Annotated in this window: 23 protein-coding genes; 8 read left to right on the plus strand and 15 right to left on the minus strand. The window is 71.2% G+C overall.

The features are described from left to right. The first annotated feature begins 9 nt into the window (after window positions 1-9). The 3 genes from rutC to GC203_RS09235 are packed head-to-tail and all read left to right on the plus strand — an operon-like array spanning window position 10 to window position 1559. Window positions 10-399, plus strand: a complete 390-nt coding sequence (rutC, locus tag GC203_RS09225) for a pyrimidine utilization protein C (protein WP_293453558.1) — start codon at window positions 10-12, stop codon at window positions 397-399. Window position 400: 1 nt separating this feature from the next. Further along, window positions 401-1000 (plus strand): nitroreductase family protein, encoded by a 600-nt coding sequence (locus GC203_RS09230; protein ID WP_293453560.1) that lies wholly within the window; start codon window positions 401-403, stop codon window positions 998-1000. 22 nt (window positions 1001-1022) lie between these two features. After that, a complete protein-coding gene (locus GC203_RS09235; protein WP_293453562.1) occupies window positions 1023-1559 on the plus strand; it encodes a Pycsar system effector family protein in 537 nt (178 codons plus the stop codon). Here the strand turns inward: GC203_RS09235 and GC203_RS09240 are convergent. Further along, a complete protein-coding gene (locus GC203_RS09240; protein ID WP_293453564.1) occupies window positions 1552-1977 on the minus strand; it encodes a cupin domain-containing protein in 426 nt (141 codons plus the stop codon). The genes GC203_RS09235 and GC203_RS09240 overlap by 8 nt on opposite strands. 81 nt (window positions 1978-2058) lie before the next feature. On the opposite strand from GC203_RS09240, the gene GC203_RS09245 reads away from it, so the two are divergent. Beyond that, complete coding sequence (locus GC203_RS09245) at window positions 2059-3528, plus strand: adenosine deaminase (protein ID WP_293453566.1); 1470 nt, start codon at window positions 2059-2061, stop codon at window positions 3526-3528. A 15-nt stretch (window positions 3529-3543) separates the two neighbouring features. On the opposite strand, the gene GC203_RS09250 is transcribed toward GC203_RS09245, so the two are convergent. The 10 genes from GC203_RS09250 to uraH all read right to left on the minus strand — a co-directional run bounded on the left by GC203_RS09250 (window position 3544) and on the right by uraH (window position 15768). Next, window positions 3544-4938, minus strand: a complete 1395-nt coding sequence (locus tag GC203_RS09250) for a DUF2142 domain-containing protein (protein ID WP_293453568.1) — start codon at window positions 4936-4938, stop codon at window positions 3544-3546. A 48-nt stretch (window positions 4939-4986) separates the two neighbouring features. Beyond that, complete coding sequence (locus GC203_RS09255; RefSeq protein WP_293453570.1) at window positions 4987-6315, minus strand: NCS2 family permease; 1329 nt, start codon at window positions 6313-6315, stop codon at window positions 4987-4989. After that, complete coding sequence (locus GC203_RS09260; RefSeq protein WP_293453572.1) at window positions 6312-7349, minus strand: purine nucleoside permease; 1038 nt, start codon at window positions 7347-7349, stop codon at window positions 6312-6314. The genes GC203_RS09255 and GC203_RS09260 overlap by 4 nt, the downstream gene beginning before the upstream one ends. Window positions 7350-7543: 194 nt before the next feature. Continuing rightward, window positions 7544-8848 (minus strand): guanine deaminase, encoded by a 1305-nt coding sequence (gene guaD, locus GC203_RS09265; RefSeq protein WP_293453574.1) that lies wholly within the window; start codon window positions 8846-8848, stop codon window positions 7544-7546. Further along, window positions 8845-9333: an ureidoglycolate lyase gene (locus GC203_RS09270; protein ID WP_293453575.1), complete on the minus strand. Its 489-nt coding sequence runs from the start codon at window positions 9331-9333 to the stop codon at window positions 8845-8847. The genes guaD and GC203_RS09270 overlap by 4 nt, the downstream gene beginning before the upstream one ends. Continuing rightward, on the minus strand, window positions 9330-10520 hold the full coding sequence (locus tag GC203_RS09275) for a urate hydroxylase PuuD (RefSeq protein WP_293453577.1): 1191 nt from the start codon (window positions 10518-10520) through the stop codon (window positions 9330-9332). Before GC203_RS09275 ends, GC203_RS09270 begins: the two co-directional genes overlap by 4 nt. Further along, window positions 10517-11464, minus strand: coding sequence for a xanthine dehydrogenase accessory protein XdhC (gene xdhC / locus GC203_RS09280; RefSeq protein WP_293453579.1), 948 nt, complete (start codon window positions 11462-11464; stop codon window positions 10517-10519). Before xdhC ends, GC203_RS09275 begins: the two co-directional genes overlap by 4 nt. Then, a complete protein-coding gene (gene xdhB / locus GC203_RS09285) occupies window positions 11457-13775 on the minus strand; it encodes a xanthine dehydrogenase molybdopterin binding subunit (protein WP_293453581.1) in 2319 nt (772 codons plus the stop codon). The genes xdhC and xdhB overlap by 8 nt, the downstream gene beginning before the upstream one ends. A 207-nt stretch (window positions 13776-13982) precedes the next feature. Then, a complete protein-coding gene (gene xdhA / locus GC203_RS09290; RefSeq protein WP_293453583.1) occupies window positions 13983-15425 on the minus strand; it encodes a xanthine dehydrogenase small subunit in 1443 nt (480 codons plus the stop codon). A 1-nt stretch (window position 15426) separates the two neighbouring features. Next, window positions 15427-15768 (minus strand): hydroxyisourate hydrolase, encoded by a 342-nt coding sequence (gene uraH, locus GC203_RS09295; RefSeq protein ID WP_293453585.1) that lies wholly within the window; start codon window positions 15766-15768, stop codon window positions 15427-15429. Between the two features lie 109 nt (window positions 15769-15877). Here uraH and puuE point away from each other — a divergent pair, with 109 nt between their 5' ends. The 4 genes from puuE (at window position 15878) to alc (ending at window position 19365) form a co-directional block, all read left to right on the plus strand. After that, window positions 15878-16789: an allantoinase PuuE gene (gene puuE, locus GC203_RS09300; RefSeq protein ID WP_293453587.1), complete on the plus strand. Its 912-nt coding sequence runs from the start codon at window positions 15878-15880 to the stop codon at window positions 16787-16789. A gap of 3 nt (window positions 16790-16792) precedes the next feature. Continuing rightward, window positions 16793-17602, plus strand: a complete 810-nt coding sequence (locus GC203_RS09305; RefSeq protein WP_293453589.1) for a dienelactone hydrolase family protein — start codon at window positions 16793-16795, stop codon at window positions 17600-17602. Between the two features lie 133 nt (window positions 17603-17735). Continuing rightward, entirely contained in the window at window positions 17736-18200 is a 465-nt protein-coding gene (gene uraD / locus GC203_RS09310; protein WP_293453591.1) for a 2-oxo-4-hydroxy-4-carboxy-5-ureidoimidazoline decarboxylase, read from the plus strand. A gap of 175 nt (window positions 18201-18375) precedes the next feature. Beyond that, the gene (alc, locus tag GC203_RS09315; protein WP_293453593.1) at window positions 18376-19365 is read left to right on the plus strand and encodes an allantoicase; all 990 of its coding nucleotides are present in this window, start codon (window positions 18376-18378) and stop codon (window positions 19363-19365) included. Here alc and ureG read toward each other — a convergent pair. From ureG to GC203_RS09335, 4 genes are all read right to left on the minus strand, one after another. Then, window positions 19328-19969 (minus strand): urease accessory protein UreG, encoded by a 642-nt coding sequence (gene ureG / locus GC203_RS09320; RefSeq protein ID WP_293453595.1) that lies wholly within the window; start codon window positions 19967-19969, stop codon window positions 19328-19330. The two genes, alc and ureG, sit on opposite strands and share 38 nt — an antisense overlap. Further along, window positions 19966-20622 carry an urease accessory protein UreF gene (locus GC203_RS09325; protein ID WP_293453596.1) on the minus strand — a complete coding sequence of 219 codons (657 nt, stop codon included), beginning with the start codon at window positions 20620-20622 and terminating at the stop codon, window positions 19966-19968. Before GC203_RS09325 ends, ureG begins: the two co-directional genes overlap by 4 nt. Beyond that, a complete protein-coding gene (locus tag GC203_RS09330; RefSeq protein WP_293453597.1) occupies window positions 20612-21085 on the minus strand; it encodes an urease accessory protein UreE in 474 nt (157 codons plus the stop codon). The genes GC203_RS09325 and GC203_RS09330 overlap by 11 nt, the downstream gene beginning before the upstream one ends. Window positions 21086-21256: 171 nt before the next feature. Further along, the coding region (locus GC203_RS09335; RefSeq protein WP_293453599.1) for an urease subunit alpha at window positions 21257-22028 on the minus strand (772 nt) is incomplete at its 5' end.

The raw sequence follows: 22028 nt of genomic DNA on the forward strand, positions 1-22028 counted from the left end.
GAAACAAGCATGCCAAAGACCGTCATCACACCGCCGGGGACCGGCACGCCGATCGCGCCCTTCTCGCCTGGTACGCTCGCCGACGGCGTGGTCTACGTCTCGGGCACGCTGGCCTTCGACAAGGACAACAACGTCGCCCACGTCGGCGACGCGGCCGCCCAGACGCGGCAGGTGCTGGAGACCATCAAGTCGGTGATCGAGACCGCCGGCGGCACGATGGAAGACGTCACCATGAACCACATCTTCCTGAAGGACTGGGCCGACTACGCCGCGATCAACAAGGTCTACGCCGAGTATTTCCCGGGCGAGAAGCCGGCGCGGTTCTGCATCCAGTGCGGCCTTGTCCGGCCCGACTTCCTGGTCGAGATCGCCACCATCGCCCATGTCGGAAAGAAGTGAGATGACCGTCGCCGCCAACCACCGCACCGCCGAGTTCGACATCGACCCGATGTTCCTGGAGCGCTGGTCGCCCCGGGCCTTCACCGGCGAGGCGATGCCCTACGACGTGCTGATGAGCCTGTTCGACGCGGCGCGCTGGGCGCCGTCGGCCTTCAACGGCCAGCCCTGGCGCTTCGTCTACGCCCACAAGGGGACCGCCGACTGGGACAAGCTGCTCGACGTGCTGATCCCGTTCAACCAGACGTGGGCGAAGAACGCCTCGGTGCTGATCTACGTCGTCTCCGACCGGTTCCGCCGCAAGGAGGGCGCCGAGCCCATGCCGGTGCGCAGCCATTCGTTCGACACCGGCGCCGCCTGGGCCTACCTGGCGCTGCAGGCCAGCCGCATGGGCTGGGCCGCCCATGGCATGGCGGGCTTCGACCTCGCCAAGGCCTACGAGACGCTGGGCGTGTCGGAGGCGGAGTACTGCGTGGAGGCGGCTATCGTGGTCGGCCGCCCGGCCGACGCCGCGACGCTGGACGAGCCCTATCGCTCGCGCGAGCACCCCAGCCCGCGCAATCCGGTGGCCAGTTTCGCGTTCGAGGGGCGCTTCAAGACCTGAACACAGGCAAAGGGGGGCGGAGATGACTGCGGAGGAGACAAGAAGCGTCCGGACCACGTTTTCGTCCGACGCCGTGCACCTGCTGCGCACCACACAGACGATCCAGTACCAGCTCAGCCAGATGGCCGACCAGAAGGCCAATATGGTGCTGGCGGCGACCTTCGTGATCTTCACGGTCACCATCTCGCTGGCCCACGCCGGCCAGAAGCCGCTGCCGTTGCTGGTGCTCGGCGCCTCGGCCTTCGCCGCGGCCGTACTGGCGATCATGGCGGTGCTGCCGTCGGTCAAGACGCCGCCGCGCCCCGACGGCCCGGCCAACCTGCTGTTCTTCGGCTCGTTCACACAGCTGTCGGAGGCGCAGTTCGTCGACCTGCTGCTCGAAGCGGTCGCCGAGCCACGGATCATGTACGAGACCTTCGCACACGACATCTACCAGAACGGCCGGGTGCTCGCGTTCAAGAAGTACCGCTACCTGGGCTTCGCCTACCGGGTCCTGCTGGGCGGCCTGTTCGGCAGCCTCGTGGCCTTCGTCGCGCCCTACATCCTCGCGCTCATCTAGCCTGAGGCGCCCAGTCGGACGGCGCCAGTTCGAAGCCCTCGAACCGGAAGCCGGGGACGACGACGCAGGCCACCAGCGTCCAGCCGCGGTCGGCCTCGGCGGCCTGCCACTCGCCGGCGCGCACCACGTGCTGGGGGCTCTGGCCGGGGGCGGCCCCGAGCCGGGTTTCCACCGTCGCTTCGCCGGGCAGGGCGGTCATCAGCTTCAGCGCCGCCCCGCCCTGGAAGATCCAGACCTCCTCGGCGTCGACGCGGTGCCAGTGCGAACGCTGCCCGGCCTCGAGCAGGAACAGGATCGAGGTGCCGGCGGCCCGGCCGTCGGGCAGGGCCGCCTCCGAGCGCCAGGTCTCCCGATACCAGCCGCCCTCCGGGTGGGGCTTCAGCTGCAGGCGGCGGATCACTTCGTCGGCGGTCTCCATGGGCCAACAGAACGACAAAGCCGCGCCGGGCGCCACCGCCGAACTTGACCGGAGACGCCGGCTCGGGCGGGCTCTGTGGCCATGAAGCGATTCCTCCTCGGCCTCGCGGCCGCCGCCGCCCTGGCCGGTCCCGCCGCCGCCGCGCCCCCCGACCTGTCGAAGATGGGCGCGGCCGAACTCTCGGCGTTCCTGCACGCCTTCCCCAAGGGCGGCGAGCTGCACAACCACCTGGGCGGGGGAACGCCCGCCGAGACCCTGATCGACTGGGCGGTCGAGGATGGGCTCTGCGTGGACATGACCGAGCTGGCCATCCGCTTCGCCTGCTCGGGCGAAGGGGTGAAGCCGGCCTCCCAGGTCGTCGCCGACGAGGCCTCGCGCTCGGCCCTGATCGACAGCCTGACGGTGCGCCATCCCGGCTTCCGCGACCGCTCGGGCCACGACCAGTTCTTTTCAGCTTTCGGCCGGCGGGGGACTTCGCCGAAGCGCGGCGGCGACGCGCTGGCCGACACGATGGACACCCTGGCCCGGCAGAACACCTTCTACGCCGAGCTGATGGTGACGCCGCAGGCCGTCGCCTCGCGTAGCCTGGGCGCCCGCGCGGGCTGGAAGGGCGATCCGGCGGCGACGCGCGACGCGCTGAGCGCCGCCGGCCTGGAGAAGCTCGTCCCTGCCGTGGTCGCCGACACCGACGCCATGGAGGCGCGCGCCCGCGAGATGATGCAGTGCGGGACGCCGCAGGCCCATCCGGGCTGCCAGGTGACCGTCCGCTACCTCTTCCAGGCCATCCGGCAGGGCCCGCCGGAACAGACCATGGCCCAGCTCCAGCTCGGCGTGGCGACCGTGCTGGCCGACAGGCGCTGGGTGGGGCTGCAACTCGTGGCCCCCGAGGACGGCTACGACGCCACCCGCTACTACGGCCTGCACATGCGGATCGTGGACCTGCTCACCGACCACGGCCGCAAGGTTCCGGTGGCGCTGCACGCCGGGGAGGTCACCCTCAAGCTCGTGACGCCGGAGTCCGCCAGCCACCGGGTGGCCGACGCCGTGCGGATCGCAGGCGCCCGCCGCATCGGCCACGGGACCGACATCGCCGGCGAGACGGGCGCCGACAGCCTGGCCGCGGAGATGGCGGAGAAGGGGATCCTCGTGGAGGTGAACCTGCTGTCGAACCAGTCGATCCTGGAGATCGATCCGAAGGACCATCCCTACGCCTGGCTGCGGAAGAAGGGCGTGCCGGTCAGCCTGTCGACCGACGACGCGGGCATCACCCGCTCGGACCTGTCCGGAGACTACGCCGCGGCGGTGCGCAACGGGGCGACCTATGACGATCTCAGGACCTCGGCGCGCAACGCCATCGCCTTCAGCTTCCTGTCGGGCGAGGGGTTGTGGGCGGACCCGAACGTCTATCGCAAGCCGACCAAGGCCTGCGCCGGCCAGATCGGGCGCGACGAACCGAAGGGCGCCTGCGCCGACCTGATCGCCGCCAGCGACAAGGCCCGCGAGCAGTGGCGCTACGAGCGGCTGCTGAAGGCGTTCGAGGCGGCCCACTGAGGACCCCGCAGCGTGTCAGGCCAGGTAGTAGCGCCACAGCAGCGTGTGGAGCAGCACGACGAAGCTGACCACGGGAAACGCCAGCACCGCGGCCTTGGTCGCGACGAGGGCCCAGCCCGTGACGGGATTGCCGTCCAGCACGTTCCGCGATCCCGCGACCAGCAGGACCAGGGCCAGGATCGGCGGGTAGAAGTACCGCCCCTGGACGCCTTCGATTATCGAGCCGCCGACGTCGCTCCACGCGGCGTACAGCGCCAGGAACACGGCGACCATCGTCACGAGCGCGACCGGCAGGGCCGCCGCGCGGACGGCTCCCCAGCCCCTGCCGCCGATGGCGATGGACCCTAGCGCCGCCAGGCCGACGATGACTTCGGCCGTCGGGTAGAACCGCAGTGGAAGCGGGGTGTCGAGCCAGCCGAGGATGCCGATGAACTGCTCGTGATAGTTGGTGTGGACGGACAGCGTCCTCAGCAGGATCGGAATCCAGTCGGCCGGGTGATCGGCCAGGAAGCGGGCCTGGGCGCCAGCGTCGGCGAGGCTTCCGGGCGGCGGCGTCGCGGCCCAGCCCGTCGCCGAGGTCGAGATCGTCCATGCGCCGGCGGCGGCGACTGCCAGCGCGATGGCGGCCCACTTGTTCCTGCGGTCGTTCGCCGGCGCCGCGGCGAGAAGCAGGATGAGAAGGACGTATGGCGGCTTGGCGGCCGCGATCAGGCCGAAGCAGGCGGCCGCGCCCCAACACTCCAGGCGCCGCAGCGGCCGGTCATTCGACATGGCCCGCGACAGGATCGCCACGCCGAGGGCGGCGGTTCCGAACATCGGTCCGTCCTGCGAGACCGAGGCGTAGAGCGCCATCGCCATCGGCAGGGTGAGGATCGCGTAGACGAAGAGGCCCTGGCGCCTCGCGAGGCGCAGCGCGGCGAACACCAGGCCGATGGAGGCCAGGGCGTTCAGCAGCCGCGCGAGATAGAGGGTCTCCAGCACGGGCCGGCCGTAGTGGCGGCCGTAGGCGACAGCGGTTGCGGGCGGGAGATAGAACACCGGGTTGAAGGCGAGACCGGGCGATGCTGCGCCGATACGGCCGTCCAGGTGGGCTCGCCTGGCGTCGTCGAAATCGGCCGCCCGGACTTTCGCCCCGTTGTCGAACTTGATTCGCTCGAACGGGTTATCGGCGTCCATGATCGCGACGTGGGTGCGCGCGAGGATCCGCGGCTTGGGTCCGGCCTGTGAGGCGAAGCCACCGGGCCCGAAGGTCAGCATGTCGGCGCGGATCAGGTGGGTGGTCTCGTCGGCCGCTTGGAACGGTGGCGTGACGTAGACGAGCGCCAAGCAGGTGGTGAGAGCTGCGAACAGGAACATCCAGGGCGTGACCGCATCCAGCCACGCCAGAAGAATCGCGCGATCTCGAACCATGCGCGATATATGCAGCCGCTAAACCCCTAGTCGAGAGCTCCTCGCCCTTCAGGCCTCGAAGGCCATATAGACGAAGCGAACGACGAACAGCGCCGCCAGGCCGAGCAGCAGCCAGTCGCCCCGTTCCAACCGCCGCGTCGCGATCTTCAGCAACGCATAGGCCATCACGCCGAAGGCCAGGCCGTTGGCGATGGAGAAGGTCAGCGGAATGGCGATCAGGGTCAGGAAGGCCGGGATCGCCACGACGGGATCGTCCCAGTCGATCTCGGTCAGGGGGTGCATCATCATCCCGCCCACCAGGATCAGCGCCGGGGCCGTGGCGGCGGCCGGGATCACCCCGGCCCAGGGCGCGACGAACAGGGTGGCCAGGAACATCAGCCCGGTCACCACGGCGGTCAGGCCCGTGCGGCCGCCGGCCGAGACGCCCGAGGCGCTCTCGATATAGCTGACGACGGTCGAGGTGCCGGCGAGCGACCCGACGATCGTGGCCGAGGCGTCGGCGAACAGGATGCGGTTCAGCCGCGGGATCGTCCCGTCGGGCTGCACGAGCCCCGCTCGCTTGCTGACGGCCACCAGCGTGCCGACGTTGTCGAACAGGTCGACGAACAGGAAGACGAACAGGATTTCCAGCAGGGCCAGTCCGAAGCCGTGGCCGCCGATACCGAGCGCGGCGGGGATGTCGAGCTGGAAGGCCGTGCCGGTCATCTCGTCGAGGCGGTAGGGCTGGGGCGACCACTGGGCGAGGCCGAGCGCCCAGCCCAGGAGCGCCGTGGCCACGATCCCGATGAAGATCGCGCCCCGCACCTTCAGCGCCAGCAGCACCGAGAGGATCGCCAGGCCCAGCAGCCCCAGCGCAACGGTCGGCGAGTGGATGTCGCCCAGGCCCACCAGCGTCGCCTCGTTGCCGACCACCAGGCCCGCGCCCCGCAGGCCGATGAAGGCGATGAAAAGGCCGATGCCGGCCGAGATGGCCGAGAACAGCGCCCGCGGAATGGCGCTGACGATCAGTTGGCGCACGCCGGCCACGGTCAGCACCACGAACAGCACGCCCGAGATGAAGACCAGCCCCAGGGCCGTCTCCCACGGCACGCCCATGCCCTTGACCACCGTGAAGGCGAAATAGGCGTTGAGCCCCATGCCGGGCGCCAGCGCGATCGGATAGTTGGCCAGGAAGCCCATCAGGAGACAGCCGACGCCGGCCGCCAGGCAGGTCGCCGCCGCCACGCCCGCCACGGGCATGCCGGTGACGCTGAGGATCGAAGGGTTGACCAGGACGATGTAGGCCATCGTCAGGAAGGTGGTCGCCCCGGCGAGCACTTCGGTCGGGACGCTGGTCCCACGCTCGGAGAGCTTGAAGGTGCGTTCGAGGAAGCTCATGGCGCGGCCTGCGGCAGGTGGTCGGCGTACTGCGGCCAGCCGGCGACCAGGGCCCTCACGACAGGCGATCCCACCCGCCAGGCGGCCTCGAAGCCGGCCTCGGCGCCGCCGGGGGCGAAGCGCACGGGCTGGGGCTCGCCGTCGCCCTCGCGAGTGTAGTTGCTGGCCGTGCGCAGCACGAGGACGCGGCGCGGGTCGACGCGTCCGCCGGGCGCGTTGACGGTGAGGGTGTCGAGGATCGCCTGCTCCTCGCCGGCCGACATGGCGAACGTGCCCTGATCGTCGGTCCAGGTCTTCACCCACGCCCGCGCCCACTCGGTGCGGCGGTAGCCGTGCCAGAAGCGGACCGAAGCCAGGCTCGTTCCGACGAACACGCGCGGCGGGGTCTGCGCCGCCGCCTCGGTCGAGAACTTCGCGCGATCGGCGGCGAGCTGAGGGTTATCGGGGAGCGAGATGTCTTTCGTCAGGCCGTAGGCCCAGCGGACGAGGCCGGGATCGAGCCGCCAGACCATGCCGCTGAAATCGTCGGCGCGGCCCTTCTTGCCCGGCGCGTCGGCGCCGAAGGCGTAGAGGCCCCAGGGCCAGTCGGCGGGCGCCTCGCGGTCGTCGAGCTCGAACAGCGGATCGCCGTCCACCACCCAGTCGGCCCAGGCGGCGCTGCCGATCGATCCGGCCCTGGGGTCCACGCCCGCGATGCCGGCCATGATCCAGTAGGCCTTGGTCAGGTCGAAGCGAGGGTCGGCGACCAGCGAGGCGATCGAGCCCCGGGCGCGGCCCCACTCGCCCATCACCACGCCGAGCACGCCGTCCTTCGATAGCCGAACCGGGCGGACGATGCCCGGCACGGTCATGGTCTCGGTCAGAGGGTAGCGCTCCACCCATGCCTGGAACTCGCCCGGGCGGTCGCCGGTGTCGGCGCCCACCTCGAAGGCGGTCAGCACCACCACCTTGATCGGAATCGGCCTGGCGTCGGCCAGCGCCGGCAGGGGCGCGAGCAGCAGCGCGATCAGGACAAGCAGTCGGGCCAAGCGCACTCCCCCAGGAACCAGCCGGGCGATAGTCGGCGGCGTCGGCCTGGCTGGGCAAGAGGCGAGTGGTCGCCAAGCCCGTCATCCTCGCCCTTGTGGCGAGGATCCCTCGCGCCGGTGCCCGATCGGTGGGCGATCACCTCGGACCGGGACGTCGCGAGAGGGATTCCAGGCACAAGGCCTGGAATGACGGTCGGAAGCTATGTGTCGCGCGCATGGGCGAGGCGGCCCATCAGATAGGTGCGCTCCACGGTGCGGTCGTCGCCCAGGACCGACAGGATGAACAGCAGCTCGGCGAGGGTCCGCGCCTGGGCTGTGCGGCGGGCCAGGAGCGGGGTCGCGGCCAGGTCCAGCACCACGAAGTCGGCCTCCTTGCCGACAGCGAAGTCGCCGACCTTGTCGTCGATGTGCAGCGCTCGGGCGCCGGCCAGGGTGGCGAGGTAGAAGGCGTGCAGCGGGTTCAGGTTGTCGCCGCGCAGCTGGCCCACCTTGTAGGCCTCGGCCATCATCTGCAGCAGGGAGAAGCTGCCGCCCCCGCCCACGTCGGTGCCGAGCGCCGTGTTCACGCCGCATCCGCAGGCCTGCTTCAGCGAGAACAGGCCGCTGCCCAGCAGCAGGTTGGACGAGGGGCAGAAGGCCGCCGAGGCGCCCGCCGCCGCCATCCGGCGCAGCGCGTCCTCGTCGGAATGGACACAGTGGGCGAAGACCGAGCGCGGCCCGACGAGGCCGTGGCGGGCGTAGACGTCGAGATAGTCGCGCGCGTCGGGGAACAGCTCGCCCACCGCGGCGATCTCCTCCGGGTTCTCCGACATGTGGGTGTGGATCAGCACGTCGGGATGGGCCGCGGCCACCTCGCCCGCCATGGCGAGCTGGGCGTCGGTGGAGGTGACCGCGAAGCGCGGCGTGATCGCGTAGCCCAGCCGCCCGCGCCCGCGCCAGGCGCGGATCAGCGCTTCGGTGTCGGCGCGGCCGGTCTCGACGGTGTCGGTCAGGCCCTCGGGCGCGCCGCGGTCCATCAGCACCTTGCCGGCGGTCAGGCGCATGTTGCAGGCCAGCGCCGCCTCGAACAGGGCGTCGGCCGAGGCCTTGTGGACCGTGCAGAACACGAGCGCGCTGGTCGTGCCGTTGGCCAGGAGCTGGTCGAGGAAGAAGGCGGCGGCCGCATCGGCGTGCGCCCGGTCGGCGAAGGCCTGCTCGGCGGGGAAGGTGTAGGTGTGCAGCCAGTCGAGCAGCCGGGTTCCCCAGGCGGCCATGACGTCGGTCTGCGGATAGTGGACGTGGGCGTCGACGAAGCCCGGCGTGATCAGCCGGCCTGGCAGCTCCACCATCTCGACGTCGTCGCCGAGGCCGGGAGCGAGGTCGGCCCAGGCGCCGCAGGCCGCCATGTGGCCATCTTCCACCAGCAGCAGGCCATCGGGGTGATAGGCGCAGGCCTCCTCCGCGGGCGCGCGGCTGGGGTCGTCCAGCATGTGGGCGATGGCGGCGCGGTAGGCCCGGCGGGTCATGCCTGGACTTCGATCCAGTCGGCCTCGGAAAGCTCGATCTCGTCGAGGTTCTCGCCCGGCCCCTCGCGGTCGACCACCAGGAAGTCGCTCTCGGCCTCCAGCGCGAGCAGGAAGTGGTGCCAGACCCCCTTGGCGTAGTTCACGCCCTGGCCGGGCGCGGCGTGGAACACCCGCACGAGCCGGGCGTCGAATGCGCCCTGCGGCGCCACGGCCACCAGGAACGGGCGCCCGCTCAGCGGCATGAAGGCCTGGCTGCCCAGCGGGTGGCGCTCGAAGATCTTCAGCACCAGCGGCGCCAGCGGCTTGGACCGGAACAGGCTGATGATCGCGTGGCCGTCGCCGACCGCCACGTCGCTGAGCGCGTTGTAGCGGGTGGTCCAGCCGTAGTTGATCGGCATGACCTCGGCGTCTTCGCTGGCCTCGATCACGTCCCCGAACGGGGCGAAGGCCTCGGCGGTCAGGGGCTCGGGGACGATGCGCCTCACGGGGTCACCTTCGCGCCGGCCTTGATCCAGGCGCCCAGCTTGGCGCGCTCCTCGTCGGTCATGCCGGTCTCGTTGCCCTGGGGCATGGAGGTCGAGGCCACCGCCCGCTCGTAGATCTTGTCGGCGCGCTGCTGCAGCCCTTCCGCCGTGTCGAACATGGCGCCGTTGGGGGCCACCGGCACGCCTTTGTGCGTCGGGTGCGCCGCATGGCACATCACGCAATGCCGGTCGACGATGGCGCGGACCTCGGCGTAGGCCGGAACCTCGGCGACCGTCGGCGGCTTGGGTCGGGCGGTCTCGTTCAGCACCGCGACCGTCACGAAGGCCAGTGCGCCGTAGACCAGGACCTGCGGCTCGAAGCGGCCGGCGTTCTTCAGGTTGAAGAAGTGGCGGATGGTCCAGCCCGCGATCCCCAGCCCCGCCAGCCACAGCCAGTTCAGCGGGGCGGCGAAGATCATCGGGTAGTGGTTGCTGATCATGATGAACAGCACCGGGAGCGTCATGTAGTTGTTGTGGACGCTGCGCTGCTTGGCCTGCTTGCCGAGCGAGGGGTCGGGCGCTTCGCCCGCCAGGACCTGGGCCACCACCTTCCGCTGGTTGGGGATGATGATCATGAACACGTTGGCGGCCATCACCGTGCCGATGATCGCGCCGACGTGCATGAAGGCGCCGAGGTCGGAGAAGATGCGGGTGAGGCCGTAGGCGGCGGCGGTCAGCACGCCGAACCAGACGACCGCGAACAGCCGCAGGTTCTGACCGATCGGCGAACGGCAGAGGCCGTCGTAGACGATCCAGCCGGCGACGAGCGTCCCGAGGCCGACACCGACCGCCTGCCAAGGGGCGAAGGCGACCTTGGATTTGTCGATCAGGTTGAGGTCGGCGCCGACGTAGAAGATCAGGCCCAGCAGCAGGAAGCCCGAGATCCAGGTGGTGTAGGCCTCCCATTTGAACCAGTGCAGCTCGTCCGGCATCTCGGCCGGGGCCACCATGAACTTGATCTGCCGGTAGAAGCCGCCCGAGTGGACGCTCCAGAGCTCGCCGGCCACGCCTTCGCGGCGTTCGGCGCCCGGCTTCAGGTGGCTGTCGAGCCACATGAAGTAGAACGACGACCCGATCCAGGCGATGCCGGCGACGAGGTGCAGCCAGCGGATCGCCAGGTTGGCCCAGGCTTCGACGTTGGCGATCACTCGGGCTGGTCCTGGGTCAGTTCGAGCAACTGGGCCATGATCGATACGGCGATGACCGCCGGCTCCTTGCCCTTGAGAGTCGGGACGCCGATCGGGCAGGTGAGGCGAGCGAGGTCGGCGTCGCTCAGCCCATCGTCGCGCAGGCGGCTGTCGAAGCGGGCCCGCTTGGTGCGCGAGCCGATCAGGCCGACGTACGCCAGGCCGGGGTTGCGCAGCGCCGCCTTGGCCAGCCGGTAGTCCAGGTCGTGGCTGTGGGTGAAGATGGCCACCAGCGTGCCTTCGGGCGCCGCCTCGACGGCCTCCTCCAGCTCGTCCTCGGACATGATGGTCGCGCGCGTGCCGCTGGCCTCGGGACGCAGGTCCTCGCGGCTGGCCAGCCAGTCGAGCTGGAAGGGGAGCGGGGTGGCGGCGCGGGCGACCGCCTGGCCGACGTGTCCCGCGCCGAAGATGGCCAGCCGGGGCAGGGTGGGGCGGATGAGCTCGGACAGGGTTCGGACCTCGGCGATGGGGGTTTTCGGGCTGTCGGCGCGCTCGTCGTGCGAGGGGCGCAGGAGGCGGCGGAATCCGCCGTCTTCGAGACGGACTTGCAGACGGAAGGGGCTTCGGGCCCGGGCGGCGGGCTCCAGCCAGTCGAGGGCGGCTGCATCCAGGCGCTCGACCAGCAGGCGGACGTGGCCGCCGCAGCACTGGCCCAGCATCGGGCCCAGGGGGTAGTCCTGAAGGGCGTAGCCGCGTGCGGACTGATCCAGCAGCCGGCGGGCTTGGTCGAGGCCCTGGCGCTCCAGCGAGCCGCCGCCGATGGTGCCGGTGAAGCGGTCCGGCCACACCAGCATGCGTGCGCCCTCCTCGCGCGGCGCGGAGCCCCGCACCCCGACGACCGTGACCATGGCCAGGGGCTCGTCGCGGCGCACCGACGCCAGGGCCTCGCCGATCCACTCAGGCATCGCCGGTCCTCGCGCGGACGTCGTTCACGGCCTTCAGGATCGCCTCCGGCGTCGCCGGGGCGTCGAGGGTCGGGACCACCGCATGGCCGCCCACCGCGGCGACGGCGTCGGTCAGGGCCGAGAACACCGAGATCGCCAGCATCAGCGGCGGCTCGCCCACGGCCTTGGAACGGTGGATCGTGGCCTCGCGGTTCTCGCCGCGCTCCCAGATGGCCACGTTGAAGACCGGCGGCCGGTCGCCGGCGGTTGGAATCTTGTAGGTGGATGGCGCGTGGGTGCACAGTCGGCCCTGCGCGTCGAAGACCAGCTCCTCGGTGGTGAGCCAGCCCATGCCCTGGATGAAGCCGCCCTCGATCTGGCCGAGGTCGATGGCCGGGTTCAGCGAGCGGCCGACGTCGTGGAGGATGTCGACGCGCAGCACCCGGTTCTCGCCGGTCAGGGTGTCGACCACCACCTCGGAGCAGGCCGCGCCATAGGCGTAGTAGTAGAAGGGCCGACCCTTGTGGGCGGCGCGGTCGTAGTGGATGTCGGGCGTGCGGTAGTAGCCGGCGGCCGAGAGCGAGATCCGCTCCAGATAGGCCTGGTTCGCGAAGTCCTTGAGCGACAGGACGCGCTCGCCCAGGCGCACGCCCTCCAGGGTGTAGACGGGCTCGACGCCGAAAGCCTCGCGAGCGAAGGCGGCGAGCCGGTCCTTGATCTGCTCGCAGGCGACCAGGGCCGCCATGCCGTTGAGATCGCTGCCCGACGAGGCCGCGGTGGCCGAGGTGTTGGGCACCTTGTCGGTGCGCGTCGAGGTGATCCGCACGACGTCGAGCGGGACCTGGAAGGCGTCGGCGACCACCTGGGCCACCTTGATGTTGAGCCCCTGGCCCATCTCGGTCCCGCCGTGGTTCAGCAGGATCGAGCCGTCGGTGTAGAGGTGGACCAGGGCGCCGGCCTGGTTGAGGTGCTTGGTGGTGAAGGAGATGCCGAACTTCACCGGCGTCAGCGCGAGGCCGCGTTTCAGGTGGCCGGGCTTCGCATTCTCGGCGGCGATGGCGGCGCGGCGGGCGCGGTAGCCGCAGGACCCCGCCAGTTCGGTCATCAGCTCGAAGGCGACGCTGTCGGTGACGACCTGGCCATAAGGCGTCTGGTCGCCCGAGACGCCGTAGAGGTTGGCCAGCCGCACATCCAGCGGGTCCTTGCCCAGGCTCCAGGCGGCGGCGTCCAAGGCGCGCTCGATCGCCATCATCCCCTGCGGCCCGCCGAAGCCGCGGAAGGCGGTGTTGGAAACGGTGTGGGTGCGCAGGCGGCGCGAGACGATCTCGGCGGCCTGGAGGCAGTAGGCGTTGTCGGCGTGGAACATCGCCCGGTCGTTGATCGCGTGGCTGAGATCGGCGGAGAAGCCGCAGCGCGAGGCGAAGTCGAAAGCCGCGCCGGCCAGCCGGCCCTCGCCGTCGAAGCCGACCTGCCAGCCGATCTCGAAGTCGTGCCGCTTGCCGGTCATGACCATGTCGTCGTCGCGGTCGAGGCGGATCTTGGCGGGACGCCGCGTCTTCACCGCCGCCAGCGCCGCCATGGCCGCCCACTGGACCGACTGGGTCTCCTTGCCGCCGAAGCCGCCGCCCATGCGGCGCACCTCCACCGTGATCGCCGCGTCAGGGCAGCCGAGCGTGCGGGCGATGACGTGCTGGGTCTCGCTGGGATGCTGGGTGGAGGTCCAGACATGCAGGTCGCCGCCCTCGCCCGGGACCACCAGGGCCACCTGGCCTTCGAGGTAGAAGTGCTCTTGGCCGCCGACGCCGAGCCGGCCCTCGACGCTGTGCGGCGCGGCGGCGATGGCGGCGCGGGCGTCGCCCAGCGTCATGGTCTGGAGAGGCTCGATGCTGGCGTCGGCGCCGCGGGCGGCGGCGATGGTGGTCAGCGCCGTGAGGTCTTCGTACTCGACCACGGCCAGGGCGGCGGCGGCGCGGGCCTTGGGCAGCGTCTCGCCGACCACCGCGAACAGCGGCTGGCCCACGAAGCTGACGACGCCCTCGGCGAACATCGGGTCGTCCCCGGCGAAGGGGCTGATGTCGTTCTTGCCGGGCACGTCCGATGGCGTGAGCACCGCCACTACCCCAGGTGCGGCGCGGACGGCGGCGAGGTCGAGGCGGACGACGCGGGCGTGCGCGCGCTGGCTCTGGCCGACGGCGATGTGGGTGAGGCCCGGCGGTTCGGGAATATCGTCGATGTAGAGCGCCTCGCCGCTCACGTGGCGCGGGGCGCTGTCGTGGCCCACCGGCGCGTGCAGCGCCGACTTCAGGCGGGCGAGGTCGCCGGCGTCAGGCATCGTGTGTCATCCCGGTTTCGGCCCCCGGGACCGGCCGATGCCCGGCCCGAAGACAGGCTCCGCCGAAGACGGGGACCCATGCGTGATGAATCAGGAGAACGCTCAGGGCGTCGCCGCCGCGGGATTGCTTGAAGCGGTCGGAGCTCATGGGTCCCGGCCTTCGCGTTCCGCGAAACCGGGATGACGCCGTGGGGGAGGTGAAGGAGGTCATATCGCCACCGCCTCGGCGGCTCGGAGGGTGGGTTCGCCGGTGGTTTCGAGGCAGGCGCGGACGATGAGGTTGCGGGCGGCCTCCAGGCGGTAGGCGGCCGAGGCGCGCATGTCGTCGATGGGGGTGAAGTCGTGGACGAGGGCGGCCACGGCGGCGGCCACCGCCTTGCGGGTCCAGGGCTTGCCGACCAGCGCGGCCTCGACGGCCGCCGCTCGCTTGGGTGTGGCGGCCATGCCGCCGAAGGCGATGCGGGCGTCGGTCACGCGGCCGCCGTCGAGACCGACCGAGAGGCCGAGGCAGACGGCGGAGATGTCCTGGTCGAAGCGCTTGGAGAGCTTGGCGAGGTGGAACACGCGATCCGCCGCCGGCTTGGGGACGATCACCGCCTCGACGAACTCGCCCGGCTGGCGGTCCTGCTTTCCGTAGGCGAGGAAGTAGGCCTCCAGGGGCAGCTCGCGGCGTGTGGCGCCCTTGCGCAGGACGAGCGTGGCGCCGGCGGCGATCAGGGCCGGGGGCATGTCGCCGATCGGCGAGCCGTTGGCGATGTTGCCGCAGACCGTGCCCAGGTTGCGCACCTGCAGCCCGCCCAGGCGGCGCAGCAATCCGTCGAAGGCCGGATGGAGGGCGGCCAGCGCCGGGTGGGCGTCGGCATAGCGGACACCGGCGCCGATGCGGATGGCGCCGCCCAGATCGTCGATGGCGTTCAGGTCGGCGGCCTCGTTCAGCGAGACGAGGGTCGCCAACTCGCGATGCTGCTTGGTGACCCACAGGCCGACGTCGGTGCCGCCGGCCAGCACCACGGCGTCGGGATGGGCCTCCAGAGCGGCGGCCAATTCGTCGGCACTGCGCGGGGCGAGGAAGCGGCGGCCCTTGTGCTCGACCGCCAGGCTTTCGCGCGGCCGGATGGCGGCCAGGGCCTCGGCCAGCGCCGGGAGGTCGGCGCCCTGCGGATCGGCGCCCATGGCCGCGCCGGCGGCGAGGATCGGCCCGTAGCCCGTGCAGCGGCAGAGGTTGCCCGCCAGCGCGTCCTTCAGGCTGTCCGGGTCGGTGGGCGCGCCCGAGCGCTGGGCGGCGTAGAGGCTCATCACGAACCCCGGCGTGCAGAAGCCGCATTGGGAGCCGTGGGCGTCGACCATCGCCCGCTGCACCGGATGCAGCGCGCCCTCGCGGCCCAGGCTCTCGACGGTGAACAGGGCTTTGCCGTCCAGCATGGGCGCGAAGAGGATGCAGGCGTTCACCGCCCGGAACCGCACGCCGCCATCCGCCGGTTCGCCCAGCACCACGGTGCAGGCGCCGCAGTCGCCCTCGGCGCAGCCCTCCTTCGTGCCCGTCCGGCGCAGGTGGTAGCGCAGCAGGTTGAGCACGGTCAGCGTGGGGTCGATGTCGGCGGGCAGCTCGCGGACCTCGCCGTCCAGCAGGAATCGGATGGGCCGGCCCATCTCAGCTCCCCCGGTAGGTGGAGTAGGCGTAGGGGCTGACCAGCAGGGGGACGTGGTAGTGGGCGTTCGCGTCCGCCACGCCGAAGTCGATCGCCACCGTCTCGAGGAAGGCGGGCCGGGGCAGGGCCACGCCAAGATCGCGGAAGTACTCGCCCACCTCGAATTCCAGCCGGTAGACGCCCGGGGTCAGGGCCGCGCCGTCCAGCAGCGGCCGGTCGCAGCGCCCGTCGAGATTGGTCACCGCCGAGGCCAGGACCTGGCCGTCGCGGGAGAGCCTGAGCGCCACGCCCGCGGCCGGCTGGCCGTGCATGGTGTCGAGGACGTGGGTGGTGAGGCCGCTCATCAAGTGATCCGTGGTCGGCCGACCAGAATCGGCCTTGAGGGTCGGAATTGCAACTGTCGCCCGAGATTGCGACGGTGCGTCCTGCACAACGCCCCGCAAGCGGTCATCCATGCCCGAGCCCACCTATCCGCGCGACCTGATCGGCTACGGCAAGGACCCGCCGCACGCCGACTGGCCCGGCGGGGCGCGGATCGCGATCCAGATGGTGCTGAACTACGAGGAGGGCGGCGAGAACTCGGTGCTGCACGGCGACGCCGGCGCCGAAACCTTCCTCTCCGACATGATCAATCCCGCGCCGGTGATCGGCGCGCGGCACATGAGCATGGAGCAGATCTACGAGTACGGCAGCCGGGCAGGGGTGTGGCGGCTGCTGCGGCTGTTCGAGCGCTACGGGACGCCGGTGACCGTGTTCGGCGTCGCCATGGCGATGGAGCGGAACCCCGCGGCGGTGGAGGCCATGCTGGCGGGCGGCCACGAGATCGCCAGCCACGGCTGGCGGTGGATCAACTACCAGGACGTGCCCGAGCGGGTGGAGCGCGAGCACATGATCCGCGCCATCGACATCCACAAGCGGCTCACCGGCGAGCGGCCCCTGGGCTGGTACACGGGTCGCACCAGCCCCAACACCCGGCGGCTGGCGGCCGACGACGGCGGCTTCCTCTACGACGCCGACGACTATTCCGACGACCTGCCGTTCTGGACGCGGGTCTCGGGGCGACCGCACCTGATCGTGCCCTACACCCTGGAAGCCAACGACATGCGCTTTTCCGGCACGGGGCTGAACACCGGCGAGCAGTTCTTCTCTTACCTGAAGGACGCCTTCGACGTGCTCTACGCCGAGGGCGCCGAGCGGCCGAAGATGATGAGCGTGGGCCTGCACTGCCGCATCGTGGGGCGCCCCGGGAAGATGGCGGGGCTGGAGCGGTTCATCCGCTATGCGCTGGACCACCAGGACGTCTGGTTCTGCCGTCGGGTCGACATCGCCCGCCACTGGCGCGAGTGGCATCCGTACAAGGGTTGAGCGATGGATTTCCGCACCTGCTATGTCGCCTTCGAGACGCGGGCCGAGACGCCCCTGACCGTCGCCGGCCGCCTGGATGTGCCGCTGACTGAACCCGGCCAGGACCCGGCGCGGACGCCGGCGGTGCTGATCTGCCATGGCTCTGACGGGGTCGACGGCCGCGGCCAGTTCCATGCTCAGGCGCTACGGGCCGCGGGCTGGTCGACGCTGGAGCTCGACATGTGGGCGGCGCGCGGGACGGTGCGCGGGGCGGTGGGGCGGCCGAAGACGGTGCCCGAGACCCTGCCCGACGCCTTCGCGGCGCTGTCGTTCCTGGCGAAGCAGCCCGAGGTGGACCCCCGGCGCATCGCCATCATGGGCTTCTCCTGGGGCGGGGTGGTCAGCGTGCTGTCGGCGACGAGGCGCTACGCCGAAGTCCTGGCCGAACCGGGCCTGGGGTTCGTGGCGCACGCGGCCTTCTATCCGGTGCTGTGGAGCTACAACCGCGCACCGGGCCATGAGTTCGCCGACCTGACCGGCGCGCCGGTGCTGATCCAGGCGGGCGGGGCCGACGCCTACGACACGCCCGAGGTCTGTGACGCCTTCCTGGGCGGGCTGGACCCGGCCACGCGCGGCCGCGTGACGCTGGTGGTCCATGAGGGCGCGACCCACGCCTTCGACCGCGACCTGCCGGCCAAGACCATCGAGGACCCCTACGCCCACAACGGCAAGGGCGGGCCGGTGCGCTTCGAGTTCGACCCCAAGGCGGCGGGGGCGGCGCGGGACAACGTGGTGCGGTTCTTCGGCGAGGCGTTCGCGAAGGTTCCGGCGTGAGCGGGGCTCTGCGCGGCGATCTCCTCTCCGCCGCGAAGCGAGAGGGAGAGGGTCGGGAGAGGGCTGGCGGTGCGGCCCGCCCCACCCCGCTCGCTTCGCGAGTCGCCCTCCCCATGAAGGGAAGGGAAAGGGCATGACCCGCGACGAGTTCCTCGCCCGGTTCGGCGGGGTCTATGAACATTCGCCCTGGGCGGCGGAGGGCGTTTGGCCGGACCCGCCAGGCGACGCGGCCGGGCTGGCGGCGGCCATGGCGGCGGTGGTCGACGCCGCGCCGCGCGAGGCCAAGCTGGCGCTGATCCGGGCGCATCCCGAACTGGCGAGCCGCGCGAGGATGGCCGACGCCTCGGTGAAGGAGCAGGCGGGCGCCGGGCTGGACGCGTGCAGCCCCGAGGAGTTCGCGGCCTTCCAGCGGCTGAACGGCGCCTACAACGCCCGCTTCGGCTTTCCCTTCATCGTGGCCGTAAAGGGGATGACCCGCGCCGACATCCTGGCCGCCTTCGAAGCCCGGCTGGGGAACGACCCGGAGACCGAGTTCGAGACGGCCATCGCCCAGATCCACCGGATCGCGGGCTTCCGGATCGCGGAGCTTTTCTCCTGATGTCATCCCGGCCGTAGCGCAGCGGAGAGCCGGGACCCAGCCGCTCAGACCTCGACGACCGCCGGACCGCGGCTTCACCGCCGTGCGGCTGGATCCCGGCTCGGCGGCCCTTCGGGCCTTGGCCGGGATGACGGGAACACTGGAGGCGGCCGCGGGCCGCGCGTAAAACGCCGTCATGCTCGACGATCTGCGCCGCCAGTATGTGGACCTCGCCCAGCCGCGGCTGGGTTCGGAGGTGGTGTTCGCCACCGACGACTTCTTCGCCGACAAGGCGCGCCTGATCGCGCCGGCCGAGCCGGTGTTCATCCCCGGCAAGTACGACGACAACGGCAAGTGGATGGACGGCTGGGAGAGCCGCCGCAAGCGCGTGGCCGGGCACGACTGGGCGATCGTGAAGCTGGGCGTCCCGGGGGTGATCGCGGGCTTCGAGATCGATACGCGGCACTTCACGGGCAACTATCCGCCCGGCGCGCTCATCGAGGTGTGCCGCTCGGACGACGAGGTTCCCGGCGACGACGCCGGCTGGGTCGCGGCCACCGACCGGCTGGAGCTGAAGGGGAACGACCGGATCTATGTCGCCACCGACCTCGCCGGGCCGGTGACCCACGTGAAGCTGCACATCTTCCCCGACGGCGGCGTGGCGCGGCTGCGCGTCTGGGGCCGGGTCGATCCCGACTGGGCGAAGGTGGGCGCCGAGGAGGTGGTCGACCTGCTGGCCATGGGCTGGGGCGGCCGTGGGATCATCGCCAACGACGAGCACTTCGGCCGGGTGGAGAACCTGACCGCGCCCGGCCGGGGCGTCGACATGGGCGACGGCTGGGAGACGCGGCGGCGGCGCGAGCCGGGCCACGACTGGGCGGTGCTGGAGCTGGGGACCTTCGGGCGGATCGAGGAGGTCGTCGTCGACACCGCGCACTTCAAGGGCAACTACCCCGACCGCTGCTCGCTCCAGGCGACGGCGCGGGCGCACGGGACGCCGGACCAGATCGGCGAGCAGTCGGAAGGCTGGCCGGTGCTGCTGCCCGAGGTGAAGCTGGCGGCCGACCACATCCACACGTTCCGCGAGGAGCTGAACGCGCTGGGGCCGGTGCGCTACGTGCGGCTCAACATCTATCCCGACGGCGGGGTCAGCCGGCTGCGGCTGTTCGGGACGGCGGCGCGATGAGGCCGCCCGCCTTGGCGACGAAGGCCGCCACCTCGTCGACGCCCTGGAGCCGGGTCAGGTCGGTGAAGACGTAGGGGCGCTCGCCGCGAGCCGTCGCCGCGTCGCGGTCCATGACGGCGAGGTCGGCGCCGACGTGGGGGGCGAGGTCGGTCTTGTTGATGATCAGCAGGTCCGAGCGGGTGATGGCCGGGCCGCCCTTCCTGGGGATCTTCTCGCCCTGGCAGACGCTGACGACATAGAGGGTGAGGTCGGCGAGGTCGGGGCTGAAGGTGGCCGCCAGGTTGTCGCCGCCGCTCTCGATGAAGATCACGTCCAGATCGGGAAAGCGGCGGTTCATCTCGGCGATGGCGGCGAGGTTGAGCGAGGCGTCCTCGCGGATGGCGGTGTGCGGGCAGCCGCCGGTCTCGACGCCCAGGATGCGGTCTTCGGGCAGGGCCTGGAGCCTGTTGAGGATCAGGGCGTCTTCCTGGGTGTAGATGTCGTTGGTGACGACGGCGATCGACCAGCGGTCGCGCATGGCCTTGCAGAGCTTCTCCACCAGGGTGGTCTTGCCCGATCCGACCGGGCCGCCGATGCCGACGCGCAGGGGTCCGTGGGGGCTCATGAGATGAACAGCCTGCCGTTGAGGGTCTCATGGCGCATGGCCGCCACGTCGGAGAGGATGGTGCAGCTTCCAAGGTCGTCGAGGGTGGAGGCCGTGGCGCGTTCGGCGACCTTGAGGATCACCCCTTCCAGCCCGGCGATGATGGCGACCGCGTCGGTCTGACCGAGCGGAACGAGGCGGACCCCCGCGCCGACCAGGTTCGAGGCGAAGGCGTGCAGCCAGGCGACGAGCGCCGGTTGCAGCGGGATGCCCGCCGCCCCAGCCGCCGCGCCCACGGCCACCGGATAGGCGCACTTGAGGATCGGCGGCGGCGCCCAGGCCGCTATGGCGGTCAGGAAGGCCTCGCCCTGGGCCAGGGTTTCGCGACGGCGTTCGGCCGAGGGCGCCAGGGCCTCGGCCAGCTCGGCCACCTCGTCGAGGGCGGCGTAGTCCTCGGCGGTGACGGCGGTCCAAGCCGCGCGGGCGAGCACGGCGTCGGTCCAGGCCGAGCCGTGCTGGAGCAAGGCCGCGATCCAGCGGGAGAGGTCCCCGGCGTCGGCGACGGCGCCTTCGCGCACCGCCGTCTCAAGGCCGTGCGAATAGCCGAAGGACCCGACCGGGAAGGCCGGCGACAGCCAGGTGAAAAGCTTGAGCAGGCGGGCCTCAGTGGGCATGGGCGTGCTCGCCCTGGTCGTGGCCGTGGTCGTGGCCGTGATAGGCGCCGCCCTCGGGATCGAAGGGGGCCTCCACCTCGGCGACGAAGGCGCCCTGGTGCTCCAGCATATGGGCGATGACGTGGTCGCGGCGGATCAGGATGCGGTCGGCGAACACCTGGGCGGCGAGGTGGCGGTTGCCGATGTGCCAGGCCAGGCGGACGAGGTCGGCCGGCGCGTGCGCCCGCACCTCCAGCAGCGGTTCGGGTCGGGCCAGCACCTGCAGCACCCCGCCGTGCGGCAGGACGAGGCCGTCGCCGTCGCGCAGGTGCGTGGCCTCGGCGAGGTCGAGCAGATATTCCGCGCCCGACGCGCCGGTCAGCACGATGCGCCGGCGGTGGCGGCCGTCGTAGTCGAGGCTCACCGTGTCGGCGGCGGGTCCGCTCCAGGCCCCGGCGGGCAGGATGTCGGTGATGGTGTTCATGGCGACCCCGATCCTCCGCTCACCACGTCATGGCCGGGCGCGTCCCGGCCATCCAGACGCATGGACCGCGCCGGTCAGCCCGTGGGGGCGCCGTCGGCAGGCCTGCGGCGTCGGCGCTTCTGGGTGGCCGGGACAGGCCCGGCCATGACGGAGAAGGGATGATCGCGTCCATCAGAACAGAAAGTACCTCTGGGCCATGGGCAGGACCTCGGCGGGCTCGCAGGTGAGCAGTTCGCCGTCGGCGCGGACCTCGTAGGTCTCGGGATCGACCTCGATGACCGGCGTGGCCGAATTGTGGACCATGGCGGCCTTGCCGACGCCGCCACGGGTGTTGTCGACGGCCACCAGCTCCTTCTCCAGGCCCAGGCGCTGGGGCAGGCCGCGCTCCAGGGCCAGCTTGGAGGTGAAGGTCACCGACGAGCGCGTCAGGCTGCGCCCGAAGGCGCCGAACATCGGCCGGTAGTGGACCGGCTGGGGCGTCGGGATCGAGGCGTTGGGGTCGCCCATCGGCGCGGCGGCGATAGTCCCGCCCAGCAGCACGAGGTCGGGCTTCACGCCGAAGAAGGCCGGGTTCCAGAGCACGAGATCGGCGCGTTTCCCCACCTCGACGCTGCCGATGTGGGTGGACAGGCCGTGGGCGATGGCGGGGTTGATGGTGACCTTGGCGATGTAGCGCTTCACCCGGGCGTTGTCGGCGGGGCCGTCGCCGGCCAGGGGGCCGCGCTGCGTCTTCATCTTGTCGGCGGTCTGCCAGGTGCGGATCAGCACCTCGCCGACGCGGCCCATGGCCTGGCTGTCGGACGAGATGATCGAGAGCGCGCCCAGGTCGTGCAGGATGTCCTCGGCGGCGATGGTCTCCTTGCGGATGCGGCTCTCGGCGAAGGCCACGTCCTCGGGGATCGACGGGTCGAGGTGGTGGCACACCATCAGCATGTCGAGATGC

The organism is Phenylobacterium sp., assembly GCF_016124325.1.
Taxonomy (GTDB): Bacteria; Pseudomonadota; Alphaproteobacteria; order Caulobacterales; family Caulobacteraceae; genus Phenylobacterium.